We start from the raw sequence: 15,008 nt of genomic DNA, 5'->3' as shown, positions 1-15,008 counted from the left end.
TAGGTTAGGCGTCTAGCCATCTAAGTGTGTTTTTAAGGTGTTCGTTAACGCGTCGGCGGTAGGTGAATACAGCACGCGCTGGACGATGTCGCCCTCGCGGTTGACCACATAGAGCGACGCGCTGTGGTCAATGGTGTATTCCATGGCGGAGTCCTTGGCCTCGACACGGCGCCAAATGACCCCGTAGCGTTCGGCAAGCTCTTCTAGCTGTGCTTGGCTGCCGGTCGCGCCGATAAACTGTTCGCCAAAAAAGCCGGTGTATTCGCGCAAGCGCTCAATACTATCGCGCTCGGGATCAACCGAGATCATTAACGGTACCACGCGTTCGCGCTGTTCGGGTGTTAGCTGCGCGAGAGCCTGCTTTTTGACCGCCTGGTTCATGGGGCACACATCCGGGCAGTAGGTGTAGCCAAACGACACCACCGCGAACTGGTCTTCTCCAAGCTGTGTGAGCGAGAAATCACCTTGTGTCGAGGGGAGCTCAATGGGTCCGCCGATAGGCTCGCCGCTTTGGTCGGGCGCTACCATGTAGCGATAAAGGCCCAATGCGCCAACAAACACAAGCAGCAAAAAAAGCGCGCTACCTAACCAGAGGGGCGCGCTTTTTGATGCTCTATTGTTAGAAACGTCGTTTTTAGGGGGCGTTTTGTTAGCGCCAAAACGAGAGTTGGCCATGGTATTAGCTCCTCAGGACATCAAAATCAAACCAACTGCCGATTCGGCCGTCAGGCGTGTCGACAATAACCCGCGCGCGCCACGGCATAACAGCTTGGGTACAAATACTCACTTGCCCCTGGCCGTAAAAATGCCCGTTGCCTGTGGCGTCTAGCGTAAAGCGGTGCAGCCCCATGTCCATATCACGGCCGATAAAGTCGACTTTCACCGTGTTTGCCTCAACGCCGTCAACGGTGACATTAAGCGGCAAAATCTCCAATGCTTCAATGCGTCCGTCTACGTCAACCGCAAAGCGCAGCTGACCCTTGTCTCCCAGCGTGGCCAAGCAGGGAGCACTGTGCAAATCACAGCCAGGGGTGGGTGGATACCAGGTAATATTCGCCTCGTCGCGCAGCCAGTGGGTAAGGGCATACCAGCTAAGCGCCGCCAGAGCGAGGCCGGTAACCAAGATAAGCCCCTTTAGCAAGGGAAGTCGAGCGGCATTGGCGGGTTCTGACGTTGGTTTCATGGCAAAATCATCGCGACACAAGCCGTTAGGTGGTGGCAAGCTACTTTATACGCGTACTTTAACAGCAAATCCGCCGATGTCCCTGTGCTGGGATGTCGCAGGTGAGGAGATGCAATGCAAGGGGTTGCAGATCAAAGCATAACCGGCGCGTTAGGGCCGTTATTTTTGCTGATTCTATTTGGCGCGGTGTTGGGGTATCGGCGCTGGCCGAGTGCTGAATTTTGGGCGCAAATGGAGCGAGTGATTTATTTTGTTCTGTTTCCAGCGATGTTGGTGGCGACGCTGGCAACGGCAGATGTGTCGGAGGTGCCCGTTGCCCGCTTGGCGGTAGTGTTGCTGGGGGCGATAAGCGTGTTTGCGCTGTTACTTTGGTGCGTGCGCGGTTGGCTGGGGCTGGATTCCGCGGCGTTTACCTCGGTTTTTCAAGGCGCTATTCGCTTTAATACCTACGTCGGTGTGGCGGGGGCAGCGGCGCTGCATGGCAGTGCCGGGGCGACCACGGCGGCCGTGGCGGTGGCGCTGATGGTGCCGGTGGTTAACGTGATGTGCGTGGCAAGCTTTGTCGCCGCGGGCACGCTAGGGCGGGGGAGCCTGGGCAAAAGTATCGCCGCGCTGGTGAAAAATCCGCTGATTCTTGGCTGCCTGGTAGGCATTGGCTTGAACCTTTCAGGCATTGGGTTACCCGGCTGGAGCGAAGATGGCGTCTCGCTTTTGGGCCGCGCCGCACTGCCGTTGGGGCTGGTCGCGGTGGGTGTGGCGCTGCGCCCCGCCGCGCTTTTGCGTCTTGATCGCGGCGTGCTGGCCACCAATAGTGTGAAGCTTGCGCTGCTGCCTGCGCTGGTATTAGCCCTGGCGTGGATTTTGGGCTTGGATAGCGTGACGCGTGACGTGGCCCTGTTGTTTGCTGCCCTCCCTACGGCGACCTCGGCGTATATTTTGTCACGCCAGCTCGGCGGTGATGCTGAGCTAATGGCGGCCATTATCACCGGTCAAACGCTTATCGCCATGCTAACCTTGCCGCTTTGGTTGCAACTCATTGGGTAGAAGAAAGTAAATAAAAAATATTCGCATTAGTATTGACGGACTAAATGAGAATGATTATATTGTGATTGTGGCGTTGGATGAGGCGCCACAGCCAAGGCAGAAACCGCCAGTTTCCTGCCATGGTTTCTCCCTCTCATTGCTAGTCACGGTCTTTTTGCCGCCCCACTCGGGCGGCTTTCTTTTTTTACCGTCGTAATAGATGGTGCAAATTGCACTTTCCCCGGCTGCCTTGCATGCTATGAGTTCCCTCTTGCACAAGGAAACCATCATGCAGCCTTCTCTCACGCTTTATCTCAATACGTCATCGCCCTACGCGCGCGTGGTACACGTGTGCTTGCATGAAACCCGCTTAATTGAACAGACCGAGCTACGCTGGTGCGACCCTTGGGCCGCCGACAGCGACCTTGTGGATATTAACCCGCTCAGTCGCATACCGGCGCTGGTGACAGAAGACGGCCAGGTGCTGACCGAGTCGCTTTTGATTGCCCACTACCTGGACAGCCTCAGCGAAGATGTGCCGCTTGTGCCGCAAGATCAACAGGAGGTGGTGCTCTCGCTTGCGGGATTTGGTCAAGGGCTAATGGAGGCAGCCTTTCAGACTGTCATCGCGCGTAAGCACCAAGGCAGCGAAGCCGATACCAGTGTGCTGGGTATGCGCCGCGTGAGTGCCATTGAGCGCACTCTTGCCATGCTGAACACGCACTCTGCCACTGAGGCGCCGCAAACCGAGCGCACCTTGGGCGGGATTGCGGTGGCGGTGGCCCTGGCGTACCTGAGTTTTCGCTTGCCGGCATTTGATTGGGAAAACCGTTTTCCTGCCTTGCAAGCGTGGTACGCTGAGGTGATCGATAGCGAGAGTTTTGCCCTTACGGCGTTTGAATAGGCCGTTTTATTCAAGCGCTTTAGGCAGTTTAGGCTTCACGGCGGTAAATTAAATCCCACACACCGTGACCGAGTTTTTCGCCGCGTGCTTCAAACTTGGTCAGCGGGCGGAATTCGGGACGTGGAACAAAAGGTGCGGTGTCGGCTGTGGCCGTGTTGGTAAAGCCTGGCGCGGGCTCCATCACCTCAGCCATCCACTCGGCGTAGGCTTCCCAATCGGTGGCCAAATGGAAGGTGCCGCCAGGCGTTAAACGTGTGCGGATCAGCTCAACGAAGGCGGGTTGCACGATGCGCCGTTTGTGGTGCTTTTTCTTCGGCCATGGGTCGGGGAAGAACAGCTGCAGCGTATCCAGGCTGCCTTCCGGGATGCACTGCTCTAGCACGGCGAGCGCATCTTCGCGGTAAACGCGCAGATTGGTTAGCCCGCGCTTGTCCGCTTCATCTAACAGTTTGCCTACGCCGGGCGCATGCACCTCGATGCCGATAAAGTCGGTGTCGGGGTGTGTCTGGGCTTGCTCAATCAGCGATTGCCCCATGCCAAAGCCGATCTCTAACACGCGCGGCGCCCGCCGCCCAAACAGCGTATCGAGATCTTGCTGGCCGTCGGCAAGGGTAAGCCCCAAGCGCGGCCATACCTCTTCCAAGCCGCGGGTTTGTGCCTGGGTCATACGGCCAGCGCGAATCACATAGCTTTTGATTCCGCGACGGTGCAGCGGCGCCTCAGCGTTTTCGGGGCCGGTCGTCGGCTCAGTCGTGTCGGTCATGGTGTCTCTGTGGTGAATCGCTGTGATGAGTTGTTGTGATGAGTCTTTGCGATGGCATCGGGTGTCAGCCGTTAATGCGGCCAGCAAAAGGGGAAGACGGGTCAGCGTGTTGGCGCCACGGCATACGCCCGGCCAAATAGGCATCGCGCCCCCCTTCAACGGCACGTTTCATGGCGCGCGCCATGCGCAAAGGCTCGCGGGCGTGAGCAATGGCGCTATTGAGCAGCACGCCGTCGCAGCCTAACTCCATCGCCATGGCGGCGTCCGAGGCGGTGCCGATGCCAGCATCCACCAGTACGGGCACCTGGCTTTGCTCCACAATCAAGCGCACGTTATACGGGTTTTGGATACCATGACCGGAGCCGATCAGCGAGCCCAGCGGCATGATGGCGCAGCAGCCCATGGCTTCCAGTTCGCGTGCCACAATAGGATCGTCGCTGGTGTACACCATGACATCGAAGCCATCGGCGAGCAGCGTTTCTGCGGCTTTCAAGGTTTCGATCACGTTGGGGTAAAGGGTGGCGTCATCGCCGAGCACTTCCAGTTTGACCAAGTTATGGCCGTCAAGCAGCTCGCGCGCCAAGCGGCAGGTGCGCACGGCGTCTTTAGCGGTGTAGCAGCCGGCGGTGTTGGGCAAAAGCGTGTAGCGCTCAGGGGATACCGCGTCTAGTAGGCTGGGGGCGTCGGCCTCTTGCCCAAGGTTAGTGCGGCGCACGGCAAAGGTAACGATTTCGGCGCCGCTTTCGGCAATCGCCGCGCCGGCTTCATCGAAGTCTTTATACTTGCCGGTGCCAACGAGCAGGCGAGAGTTGAACTCGCGGCCAGCAATGGCAAGCGGTGTATCGGTGAGCTGGGTCATGGTGAACTCCTTGAGGCTAGCCCTTGAAAAGCGATTAACCGCCGCCAATGGCGTGGACGATTTCGACCTGGTCACCCTCGGCCAGGCGCGTGTCGGCAAGCTGGCTTTTGGGCACAATGGTTTCGTTGATTTCCACCGCGATACGCCGCCCGCTAAGCCCTAACTGTTCGACCAAGTCAGCGGCAGAGACAGAGGTGTCGAGGGTGCTTTCGAGTGTGTACGGCTCGCCATTAAGGCGAATCTGAATTTGAGACATGGCGTTCGGCCCGAGTTGGCGGGTGCATGCATCCCTTAATAGATGGGGCGCCATTGTAGCCGTTTCAACGCAAGCAAACAGCCATAAAACAGCACAAAACGTCGCAGGAGGTAATCGGTGCAGCAAGTGAATCAGTGGGCGTGGGTCGGCGTGGCGCTCTCCGGTGCGCTAACCGTCGCGCTAGGCGCTTACGCCGCTCATGGCCTGGACGCGCGTGTCAGCGCGAAATTCGTCAGCGCGGTTGAAACCGGTGTGCGCTATCAGGCGTGGCATACGCTCGCGATAATGGCGCTTTTGGTATGGCAAAGCGTCACCCCGCTTGCCGGGCTGCGCTGGGTGATGGCGCTTTGGGCGTTGGGTATGACGTGTTTTTCCGGCTCGCTTTATCTCATGGCGCTAGCAGGGCTCAACCTGGGATTAGTGACGCCACTCGGTGGCATGCTATTGATCGCAGGTTGGCTGGGGTTGGGCGTGGTGGCGCTGCGCCAACACTAACGCAGCTATGTTTTATACAGCTATTTTTTACACAACTATGCTCTACGCAACTGTGCTTTATAAAACTATGCTTTATCTGGTAGTACGTAGCTTGCCGTGACATGGATCACGGGCTTGGTTTCGTCGGCGGCGGAGACAATCAGCACTTCGCCTACCGCGAGGCGGCGTCCCAGTTTGATCAGCTTGGCGTGGGCGATGATGTCGTGCTCACCCGAGGCGGCGCGTAGAAAGTGGCAATTCAAATCGCTGGTCACCGCCATTGGCTCGGGGCCAATCTGGGCCAGGATCGCGACATAAAGCGCGACATCGGCAAAGCCCATCATGGTAGGACCTGAGACGCGCGGGCCAGGGCGCAAATGCTCATGGCCGATGGTGAGCCGCATGGTGGCGCGCATGTCCCCCACGCTTTCGATCTTGCCCATGTGCTGGGGGAAGACGTCATCGAGGAAGTGCTCGATCTGTTCGACGGTCATGACGGTCATAGTGTTTCCTTCCATTGTTCTTTTGCTTACCTGAACGTAAACGTTAATGCTGCCCTAAGCTAAACAAAAACCCCTTAAGGTGCGAGACCTTAAGGGGTGCATAGCGACTATCGTCTAATGTGTAGATTTGTCGTGTGTAGACTTGGCGCTTACTTCGCTTTGTGGACCTGGCGCCATTCGTGCAGCAGCGGCTCGGTGTAGCCGGATGGCTGTACGCGGCCTTTGAAGATCAGATCCGACGCGGCCTTAAACGCCGTAGAGTCGTCAAAATGAGCGCTCATGGCGGTGTAGTTCGGGTCACCGGCGTTCTGCTCATCGACGACTTTGGCCATACGCTTTAAGGTTTCTTCGACGCGTGGCGCATCGACGATGCCGTGATGCAGCCAGTTAGCGATATGCTGGCTGGAAATACGCAGCGTGGCGCGGTCTTCCATCAAGGCGACGTTGTGGATATCCGGCACCTTAGAGCAGCCTACGCCGTGCTCTACCCAGCGCACAACATAGCCCAGAATGCCCTGGCAGTTGTTATCCAACTCTTGCTGAATCTCGTCATCTGACCAGTTGGTGTTTTCTGCGACCGGCACGGTGAGCAGGTCATCAAGGTAGTCTGGCTCGCCCAAGCCTTCCAGTTCACGCTGAACGTCGGTGACGTTGACCTGATGGTAATGCAGCGCGTGCAGGGCCGCGGCGGTGGGCGAGGGCACCCACGCGGTGTTGGCACCGGCTTTCGGGTGGCCGATTTTCTGCTCCAGCATGTTGTGCATCAAATCGGGCATCGCCCACATGCCTTTGCCGATTTGCGCGCGCCCACGTAGGCCACAGGCGAGGCCAACTTGGACGTTATTCTTCTCGTAAGACTGAATCCACGCGGCGCTTTTCATATCGCCTTTGCGCACCATCGGACCCGCTTCCATGGCGGTGTGCATTTCGTCGCCAGTACGGTCCAGAAAGCCGGTGTTGATGAAGACCACGCGCGAGGCGGCCTCATTAATACACGCCTTAAGATTGACGGTGGTACGGCGCTCTTCGTCCATGATGCCCATTTTTAGGGTGTCGCGGCTCATGCCGAGGATGTCTTCCACGCGGTTAAAGATCTCGTTGGAGAAAGCGACTTCTTTGGGGCCGTGCATCTTGGGTTTGACGATGTACACCGAGCCAGTGCGCGAGTTTCGCGGTTGGTCGGCGTCTTTCTTAAGGTCGTGCAGGGCGATCAGCGAGGTCATGACCGCATCCAGCAGGCCTTCCGGCAGCTCGTTGCCGTTTTCATCCAGAATCGCCGGCGTGGTCATCAAATGGCCCACGTTACGCACGAACATCAGCGAACGGCCGGGAAGGGTCACGCTGCTGCCATCGGTGGTTTGCCAGGTGCGGTCAGCGTTGAGTTGACGCTTGAAGGTTTTATCGCCTTTCTCGATGTTCTCTTCCAGGTCGCCCTTCATCAGGCCGAGCCAGTTGGTGTAAACCCCTACTTTGTCTTCTGAGTCTACCGCGGCGACGGAGTCTTCGCAGTCCATGATGGTGGTCAACGCCGCTTCGACGACAACGTCTTTCACATGGGCTGGGTCGGTCTTGCCGATTGAGTGTTCCGCGTCGATCTGAATCTCAACGTGCAGGCCGTTGTTGGCCAGCAAAATAGTATCAGGCTTGGCCATCGCGCCGGTAAAGCCAATCAGCTTATCCGGGTCTTTCAGGCCGGTTTCGCGGCCGCCTTCCAGCGTCACGATCAAGTGCTCGTCGCGAATGGCGTATTTCACCGAGTCACGGTGCGAACCCGTCGCCAGGGGGGCGGCCCGGTCGAGCACGCCACGGGCGTAGGCGATGACTTTTTCGCCGCGCTTGGGGTTGAAGCTTGAGCCCTTCTCCGCACCGTTTTCTTCAGAAATGGCATCGGTGCCGTAGAGTGCGTCGTAGAGGCTACCCCAGCGCGAGTTCGCGGCATTCAAGGCGTAGCGGGCATTGCTCACCGGTACCACCAACTGCGGACCGGCTTGCACGGCAATCTCCCGATCAACATTGGCCGTGGTGGCCTTGACGTTGGCGGGGGCATTCGTGAGATAACCGATATCTTTTAAAAAGCCGCGATAGGTCGGCATGTCTTTCACCGGGCCGGGGTTTTCGCGATGCCAGGTGTCGAGCTTCGCTTGTAGCGCGTCGCGTTCTTCAAGTAATTGCTGATTTTTCGGGGTCAAATCGTGAAACAGAGCATCCACGCCGGCCCAAAAAGCGTCTTGATCGACACCAGTGCCCGGCAATGCTTGCTCGTTGATAAAACGGTCTAGATCGGTTGCCACTTGTAAACGGTGGCGCGTGATACGCTCGCTCATCGAAAATTCTCCTGTTGAGGGCGTTAAGTTGATTCGTTAGAGCCAACTTAGTGCGGTAAAATGATTTATGGAAAATAATTCCACATATGTGGTGGCATGTAAACAGCATAGACGGTAAAGCGCCACGATGCTCGACCAAAAGATAGGATTTGACCCCAGAAAGGCAGACAGCGTTGTCAAAAAAAGCCGTGGGAGCAGAAGAACACGTGAACGTGCACGACTTTCATCACCTTGAAGCCCTATTTCGCCGCGTGCCGGGGGAGGCGACGTTAGCTCGGTTGCAGCCCGGCGGGGCTTTGGCGCAAGCGCTGGAAGGTTACTTTTGCCATTACGGGCTAAGTGCGCTGTTGAGCGATACCCGTGACGTGCACGCGGGCTTTCTGGATACCGGGCGCTTTTCGCTTTGGTGTCAGGTGTGGAGCCCGCCCGAACCGTGCGGTACGGCGTTTGTGGTACACGGCTATTTTGACCACTTGGGGCTCTATCGCCATTTACTGGAGTGTTTGCTGGCCAAGCATTGGCGGGTGGTGTTGTGGGATTTGCCGGGCCATGGGCTTTCGAGTGGGGCACGCGCCTCAATCGACGATTTCGCTGACTACCAGCACTGCTTAACGGCGCTACAAACCCACTTGTGCGATGAAAATCTGGCGCCAACGCCGTGGTTAGGGGTGGGGCAGAGCACCGGTGCGGCCATTTTGGCGACCCATGCGTTAAGCCAGGGGGAGCCTTCACCGTGGGCGGGGCTGGTGCTATTGGCGCCGCTGGTGCGGCCTTGGGGCTGGCATCAATCCAGTTGGCTGCATTGGATTGCTAGCCCGTTTGTTAAGGAAATCCCGCGCAAGCACCGGGTTAACTCTAACGATGAGGCTTTTACCGACTTTTTACGCGATCACGATCCGCTTCAGCCCGACAAGCTCAGTGTGGCGTGGATCAGCGCCATGCGCCGTTGGATGCCGCAGCTGTTGGCGCTAGAGCCGGTCTCCGTGCCGACGCTTATCCTGCAAGGCGAACAGGACCTCACCGTCGATTGGGCGTGGAACTTGCAGGTTCTGGCAAAGAAATTTCCCCACGCTGAAATTCACCGCCATCCTGAGGCGCGCCATCATCTGGTCAATGAAACCGAGTCTATTCGTGGGGAGCTATTTGTCGCGATTGATGATTTTGTCGACGGTTTATCCGGTGCTTAGGAGGGTGGCACCCCCATCTGTTTTGCTAATGCGTTTTTGCTCAACCCCATCGGCTGCATAAACTCTTCAGATAAGATTATCCCCCTTTCAATAGCCGATCCAACTGGCGGTAGCCGATGGCTTCGATCAAGTGCGGCTGGCTAGGTTTGGGTTCACCCTGCAAATCCGCGAGGGTGAGCGCGACGCGCAGCACCCGATGGTAGGCGCGGGCGGAAAGCTTGAGTTTTTCCAGCACCCCGGCGAGCCAAGCGCGCTCCGCATCATCCAGCGCGCAGGCCGCTTCCAGGGCCTTACCGCTGAGCTCGCTGTTGAGGGCGCCGCGGGTCATCTGCCGCTCGCGGGCGGCAATGACGCGTTGGCGTACCGCCGCCGAAGATTCGCCCTCGGTTTGTGCCGTCAGCTGCTCTGGCGGCAGCGCCGGTACTTCCACTTGTAGGTCGATGCGATCCAGTAATGGGCCGGAAAGTCGCGCCTGGTAGCGCTGAATTTGCGTGGCGGTGCATTGGCAGCGTTGGCGGGGGTCACCCAAATGCCCGCAAGGGCATGGGTTCATTGCCGCTACCAACTGAAATTGGGCGGGAAAACGCCGTTCGTGGCTGGCGCGGGCGAGGTGAATTTCACCGGTTTCCAGCGGCTGGCGTAACACTTCTAGTACGTGGCGGGAAAACTCCGGCAGTTCATCCAAGAACAGCACGCCTTTGTGCGCGAGCGAGATTTCGCCGGGTTTCGGTTTTGAGCCGCCGCCCACCAGCGCGGCGGCGCTGGCGCTGTGATGGGGTTGCCTAAACGGCCGCTGCCCCCAGTGCTCGTCAAGCGATAGCCCGCACACTGAACGCACGGCAGCCACGGCCAGGGCATCTTCTTCAGACAGCGGCGGCAGAATCCCGGGCAGGCGGCTCGCCAGCATGGTCTTGCCGGTGCCGGGTGGCCCGGCGAAAAGCAGGTTATGACCGCCGGCGGCGGCGACCTCCAGCGCGCGGCGCGCCTGCTGCTGGCCGCGTACGTCAGCGAGGTCGGCCATTGGGACTTTGGCGGCGGGAGGCACACTCAGCTGGTGCGGGGCAATGCGTTCTTGATCCAGCAGGTGCGAAACCACCTCCCACAGCGAATCGGCGGGCAGCACGGTGAGCGACGCCCCCGCGAGCGCTGCTTCATCGGCGCAAGCGCGGGGCACAATCAGCGCGCGTCCGGCGGCTTTGGTGGCGAGTGCGAAGGGCAATACGCCGGGCACGGCGCGCAGTTTGCCATCCAGCGCTAACTCCCCGGCACACTCGATGCCTTCCAAGGCTTCAACGGGGATTTGGCCCGAGGCGGCGAGAATGCCCAGCGCAATGGGCAGGTCAAAACGGCCGCCCTCTTTGGGCAAATCGGCCGGGGCAAGGTTTAAAGTGATACGCCGAGTGTTGGGGAAATCAAAGCCGGCGTTGACCAGCGCGCTGCGCACGCGCTCGCGGCTCTCTTTAACGGCGGCTTCGGGTAAGCCAACAAGCGTCAGCCCCGGCAAACCGTTGGCTAGATGGACTTCCACATGCACCGGCGGTGCTTCCAACCCAAGCCCTGCCCGGGTGGCGACAATGGCTAATGTCATGACGTGCGCTCCCTCGCGTAATGAACCTACCGAGCTAACAGATTCCCTGTAATAAGCATGTGTATAGGGTTATAGGCACTCCGTTACGTTTTTTCAGAACCGGGTTCTTCGTCGCGCGGACTTTCCGGGCTACTTTCGGCGGTATCGTGCTCGCTTGGAGCCGGCGCATTTACGCCCTCTTCCTTGGCAACAATCGCGGTTTCAAGGGCGGCAACTTGGCCCTCTAGCGCTTCGACGCGAGAACGGGTGCGCTGCAGTACGTCCATCAAGATGTCGAAATCTTCTCGGGATACCAGCTCCAAACGGTCAAAGGCGCCGCGCACGACTTGCTGCACCCCTTTTTGAATATCGTCAGGCGCTTGCGAGGCGTTCTGCAGACGGTCGCCGATTTGTTGCGCCAGCTGGCTGATACGGTCGTGAGGCATCATGGCTCTCTCCTTTCTCAATGGTCAATCACTTCCGTAAGGATACGCAACCCAGGGCTTTCGCGCATGTGTCGGGCGGTGAATTGGGCAAATTTATCGGGTGAAATTCGTTGCATTGTAATGATGCAGGATGGCTAAGGCGTTGCGCTTTTTTGGTGCGCGAGGCAAACGTGTGGCGCGCCGCGGTGTTTTTTGATGCTGGCTTGGTATGATTTTTTGATTTTATATTTTTGGTTTTTAACGTTTTTTTTATATTTGGCACGCAATGCGCATTAGGTAAAGCAAGCACCTGGTATATGCAGTCATGCTGCTTTTACCAGCACTTGTTAACCATGCAAGGGGGATACGGGATGAAACTCATCACCGCCATCATCAAGCCGTTCAAGCTCGACGACGTGCGTGAAGCACTGGCCGACAACGGTGTTCAAGGCATTACCGTCACCGAGGTAAAAGGCTTTGGCCGCCAGAAAGGCCATACCGAGCTGTATCGCGGTGCTGAATACGTGGTCGATTTCTTGCCCAAAGTCAAAGTGGAAGTCGCTGTCGATGACTCGCGCTTGGAGACGGTGCTCGATGCGATCTGCAGCGCGGCCAACAGCGGCAAAATCGGCGACGGCAAGGTGTTTGTTACGCCGCTTGAAGACGTTATCCGGATTCGGACGGGTGAGCGCGGTGCGGACGCCGTTTAAACCTGGCTTTACGGATCATTTTTTAGTTCAACGGGGAACTTACAATGAATGAGTTGACTGATCTGAGCTACGCGCTCGATACGTTTTACTTTTTGATTTGCGGTGTGTTGGTAATGTGGATGGCCGCTGGCTTCTCGATGCTTGAAGCTGGCTTGGTGCGTTCCAAAAACACCGCCGAAATTCTTACCAAGAATATTGCGCTGTTTGCGATTGCCTGCACCATGTATCTGCTGGTGGGTTACTACATCATGTATTCCGGCAACGCCGGTGGCTTCCTGCCCAACCTGGGCTTCCTGATCGGCGCTGAGAACAGCGTGGATGCAGTCACCGCAGGCGGGGATGACGCGCCATATTACTCCATGCGCTCCGACTTCTTCTTCCAGGTTGTGTTTGTGGCAACCGCGATGTCGATCGTCTCGGGTGCTGTCGCTGAACGCATGAAACTGTGGGCCTTCCTGGCCTTCGCCGTGGTCATGACCGCGGTGATCTATCCTGTTTCCGGTTACTGGACCTGGGGCGGCGGCTGGTTGGCCGAAGTCGGCTATTCTGACTACGCCGGTTCGGGCATTGTCCACATGGCCGGTGCCGCCGCCGCGTTGGCAGGCGTTATCGTACTGGGTCCGCGTAAGGGCAAGTACGGCAAAGACGGTTCTATCCATGCGATTCCCGGCGCCAATATGCCGCTGGCCACGCTGGGTACCTTCATCCTGTGGATGGGCTGGTTCGGCTTTAACGGCGGCTCTGAATTGAAGTTGGCTGCGGTCGATTCCGCCAACAATGTTGCCCAGGTGTTCGTGAATACCAACGCTGCGGCTGCAGGTGGTGTGATCGCCGCGCTGATCCTTGCCAAGCTGTGGTTCCGTAAAGCGGACCTCACCATGGCGCTTAACGGCGCGCTGGCTGGCCTGGTCGCCATTACGGCTGACCCGCTGTCGCCTTCAGCGTTGGGTGCGACGATTATTGGCGCGATTGGTGGTCTGATTGTGGTTGCCGCCATCGTCACGCTGGATAAAGCTAAACTGGACGACCCGGTCGGTGCCATCTCCGTTCACGGTGTGGTGGGTATCTGGGGCGTGTTGGCCGTGCCATTAAATAATGATGGTGCATCGTTCGGCCCGCAGCTTATCGGTATCGTGGGTATCTTCGCCTGGGTCTTTATTGCCAGTCTTGTGGTATGGCTGATTCTCAAGGCGATCATGGGAATTCGTGTGACCGAAGAAGAAGAGTATGAAGGTGTCGACCTTACCGAGTGCGGTATGGAAGCCTACCCCGAGTTTAGCGTCGCGAATAAATAAGCGATGCTTATTAAGTGAGCTGGCGTGCTCCTCTTGGCCTCCCTTCGGGGAGGCTTTTTTATTCTTGCGCGATAGCGGTGTATGCTTGGCGGGTTAACGTTAACGTGTGACTCACAAGCGCTAGAGGACATCTTCCATGAAACTGATTTCTGCCATTATCAAGCCGTTCAAGCTTGATGACGTGCGCGAATCGCTCTCCGATATCGGTGTGCAGGGTATTACCGTGACGGAAGTGAAAGGCTTCGGCCGCCAAAAAGGGCACACCGAGCTCTACCGTGGCGCCGAGTACGTGGTGGACTTTCTGCCCAAGGTAAAGCTGGAAGTGGCCGTGGATGACGACATGGCCGAACAGGTGATTGATGCCATTACCCAAGTGGCCAATACCGGCAAGATCGGCGACGGCAAAATCTTTGTCATGCCGCTTGAGCAGGTAATCCGTATTCGTACCGGTGAAACGGGCAAAGACGCGGTGTAGGAGGGGTGGCCGGTTGTCCTTCGACAAGCTCAGGATGACCGGCAACTCGACAAGCTCAGGATGACCGGCAACAGGTTGCGCGTAAGTAAGACCGACGAAACCGTTCGCTCTGAGCCTATCGAAGAGCAGATGGTTCTGTTTTTCCTCTTACTCTATTTTTCCACTTACACTATTTTTCCACGAACGCGCGTTCGATGACGTAGTCGCCCGGCTCACCCATGCGTGGTGAGATATTCAGGCCCAGCTCATCCAGCAAGGCGCTGGTGTCGTCGAGCATGGAGGGGCTGCCGCAGATCATCGCGCGGTCTTGGCGCGGGTCGATGGGCGGAAGGTCGGTGTCTTCAAACAGCTTGCCGGTCCGAATGTGATCGGTGAGACGCCCCATGGTGTGAAAATCTTCACGCGTGACCGTGGGGTAGTAAACGAGTTTCTCGGCGATATCGTCGCCCAGGTACTCATGCGCCGGAAGCTCTTGGGTAATGAAGTCATCGTAGGCCAGCTCGGAGACGTGGCGCACGCCGTGAACCAGCACCACGTTTTCAAAGCGCTCGTAAACTTCCGGGTCTTGGATCAGGCTTAAAAAGGGCGCCAAGCCCGTGCCCGTGGAAAGCATGTAGAGATTACGCCCCGGCAGGAGATCGTCGGTCACCAATGTGCCGGTGGGTTTGCGGCTGACCATGATTTGATCACCCACTTTTAAATGCTGCAGCCGTGAGGTGAGCGGGCCATCCGGCACCTTGATGCTGAAAAACTCTAAATGGTCTTCGTAGTTAGGGCTGGCGATGGAGTAGGCGCGCATCAAGGGCTTGCCGTTGACTTCCAGACCAATCATCACAAATTGACCGTTTTTAAAGCGCAGGCTGCGCTCGCGCGTGGTGCGAAAGCTGAACAGCGAGTCATTCCAGTGATGAACACTGAGCACTTCTTCCAAGGCAAATTTGCTCATAATGGCTCCTAATATACCCGTTATGTAGGCTAACCAGCGCTACACGTGTTAACGCACCGGCTTTATATGCTGAAAAAGAATAAGAAATAGATTAAGTGTTTCTACCAAGTCTAA

17 protein-coding genes are annotated in these 15,008 nt (G+C 57.5%); 7 read left to right on the top strand and 10 right to left on the bottom strand.

The window, feature by feature from the left end:
- Positions 1-12: 12 nt before the first annotated feature.
- Both QC823_RS09815 and QC823_RS09810 read right to left on the bottom strand, forming a co-directional pair.
- Positions 13-675, bottom strand: coding sequence for an SCO family protein (locus tag QC823_RS09815; RefSeq protein ID WP_309656165.1), 663 nt, complete (start codon positions 673-675; stop codon positions 13-15).
- 4 nt (positions 676-679) lie between these two features.
- Positions 680-1,183 (bottom strand): hypothetical protein, encoded by a 504-nt coding sequence (locus tag QC823_RS09810; RefSeq protein WP_309656164.1) that lies wholly within the window; start codon positions 1,181-1,183, stop codon positions 680-682.
- A 114-nt stretch (positions 1,184-1,297) separates the two neighbouring features.
- Here QC823_RS09810 and QC823_RS09805 point away from each other — a divergent pair, with 114 nt between their 5' ends.
- Positions 1,298-2,227 carry an AEC family transporter gene (locus tag QC823_RS09805; protein ID WP_309656163.1) on the top strand — a complete coding sequence of 310 codons (930 nt, stop codon included), beginning with the start codon at positions 1,298-1,300 and terminating at the stop codon, positions 2,225-2,227.
- A 268-nt stretch (positions 2,228-2,495) separates the two neighbouring features.
- Positions 2,496-3,110 (top strand): glutathione S-transferase family protein, encoded by a 615-nt coding sequence (locus QC823_RS09800; protein WP_309656162.1) that lies wholly within the window; start codon positions 2,496-2,498, stop codon positions 3,108-3,110.
- A gap of 28 nt (positions 3,111-3,138) precedes the next feature.
- Here QC823_RS09800 and trmB read toward each other — a convergent pair whose 3' ends face one another.
- The 3 genes from trmB to thiS all read right to left on the bottom strand — a co-directional run bounded on the left by trmB (position 3,139) and on the right by thiS (position 4,988).
- The gene (gene trmB / locus QC823_RS09795) at positions 3,139-3,873 is read right to left on the bottom strand and encodes a tRNA (guanosine(46)-N7)-methyltransferase TrmB (RefSeq protein WP_309656161.1); all 735 of its coding nucleotides are present in this window, start codon (positions 3,871-3,873) and stop codon (positions 3,139-3,141) included.
- Between the two features lie 64 nt (positions 3,874-3,937).
- Positions 3,938-4,732 (bottom strand): thiazole synthase, encoded by a 795-nt coding sequence (locus QC823_RS09790; RefSeq protein WP_309656160.1) that lies wholly within the window; start codon positions 4,730-4,732, stop codon positions 3,938-3,940.
- Between the two features lie 34 nt (positions 4,733-4,766).
- A complete protein-coding gene (gene thiS / locus QC823_RS09785; protein ID WP_422823638.1) occupies positions 4,767-4,988 on the bottom strand; it encodes a sulfur carrier protein ThiS in 222 nt (73 codons plus the stop codon).
- Between the two features lie 117 nt (positions 4,989-5,105).
- On the opposite strand from thiS, the gene QC823_RS09780 reads away from it, so the two are divergent.
- Positions 5,106-5,483, top strand: a complete 378-nt coding sequence (locus tag QC823_RS09780) for a DUF423 domain-containing protein (RefSeq protein ID WP_309656159.1) — start codon at positions 5,106-5,108, stop codon at positions 5,481-5,483.
- A 65-nt stretch (positions 5,484-5,548) separates the two neighbouring features.
- On the opposite strand, the gene QC823_RS09775 is transcribed toward QC823_RS09780, so the two are convergent.
- Positions 5,549-5,965, bottom strand: a complete 417-nt coding sequence (locus QC823_RS09775) for a PaaI family thioesterase (protein WP_309656158.1) — start codon at positions 5,963-5,965, stop codon at positions 5,549-5,551.
- Between the two features lie 149 nt (positions 5,966-6,114).
- Positions 6,115-8,289: a malate synthase G gene (locus tag QC823_RS09770; RefSeq protein WP_309656157.1), complete on the bottom strand. Its 2,175-nt coding sequence runs from the start codon at positions 8,287-8,289 to the stop codon at positions 6,115-6,117.
- Positions 8,290-8,501: 212 nt separating this feature from the next.
- On the opposite strand from QC823_RS09770, the gene QC823_RS09765 reads away from it, so the two are divergent.
- Entirely contained in the window at positions 8,502-9,476 is a 975-nt protein-coding gene (locus tag QC823_RS09765; RefSeq protein ID WP_309656208.1) for an alpha/beta hydrolase, read from the top strand.
- Between the two features lie 76 nt (positions 9,477-9,552).
- Here QC823_RS09765 and QC823_RS09760 read toward each other — a convergent pair whose 3' ends face one another.
- Both QC823_RS09760 and QC823_RS09755 read right to left on the bottom strand, forming a co-directional pair.
- Positions 9,553-11,064 carry a YifB family Mg chelatase-like AAA ATPase gene (locus tag QC823_RS09760; protein WP_309656156.1) on the bottom strand — a complete coding sequence of 504 codons (1,512 nt, stop codon included), beginning with the start codon at positions 11,062-11,064 and terminating at the stop codon, positions 9,553-9,555.
- Between the two features lie 83 nt (positions 11,065-11,147).
- Positions 11,148-11,492 (bottom strand): accessory factor UbiK family protein, encoded by a 345-nt coding sequence (locus tag QC823_RS09755; protein ID WP_309656155.1) that lies wholly within the window; start codon positions 11,490-11,492, stop codon positions 11,148-11,150.
- Positions 11,493-11,839: 347 nt separating this feature from the next.
- Between QC823_RS09755 and QC823_RS09750 the strand changes: the two genes are divergently transcribed.
- The 3 genes from QC823_RS09750 to glnK all read left to right on the top strand — a co-directional run bounded on the left by QC823_RS09750 (position 11,840) and on the right by glnK (position 13,948).
- Positions 11,840-12,178, top strand: a complete 339-nt coding sequence (locus QC823_RS09750) for a P-II family nitrogen regulator (RefSeq protein ID WP_106231078.1) — start codon at positions 11,840-11,842, stop codon at positions 12,176-12,178.
- Positions 12,179-12,222: 44 nt separating this feature from the next.
- Positions 12,223-13,473, top strand: a complete 1,251-nt coding sequence (locus QC823_RS09745) for an ammonium transporter (protein WP_309656154.1) — start codon at positions 12,223-12,225, stop codon at positions 13,471-13,473.
- A 136-nt stretch (positions 13,474-13,609) separates the two neighbouring features.
- The gene (gene glnK / locus QC823_RS09740) at positions 13,610-13,948 is read left to right on the top strand and encodes a P-II family nitrogen regulator (protein WP_009098335.1); all 339 of its coding nucleotides are present in this window, start codon (positions 13,610-13,612) and stop codon (positions 13,946-13,948) included.
- Between the two features lie 169 nt (positions 13,949-14,117).
- On the opposite strand, the gene QC823_RS09735 is transcribed toward glnK, so the two are convergent.
- A complete protein-coding gene (locus QC823_RS09735; protein ID WP_309656153.1) occupies positions 14,118-14,894 on the bottom strand; it encodes a ferredoxin--NADP reductase in 777 nt (258 codons plus the stop codon).
- Positions 14,895-15,008: the final 114 nt, after the last annotated feature.

Source organism: Vreelandella vilamensis (assembly GCF_031451755.1).
Taxonomy (GTDB): Bacteria; Pseudomonadota; Gammaproteobacteria; order Pseudomonadales; family Halomonadaceae; genus Vreelandella; species Vreelandella vilamensis.
The sequence above is the reverse complement of the archived record's forward strand: the minus strand, read 5'-3'. Positions and strand labels throughout refer to the sequence as shown.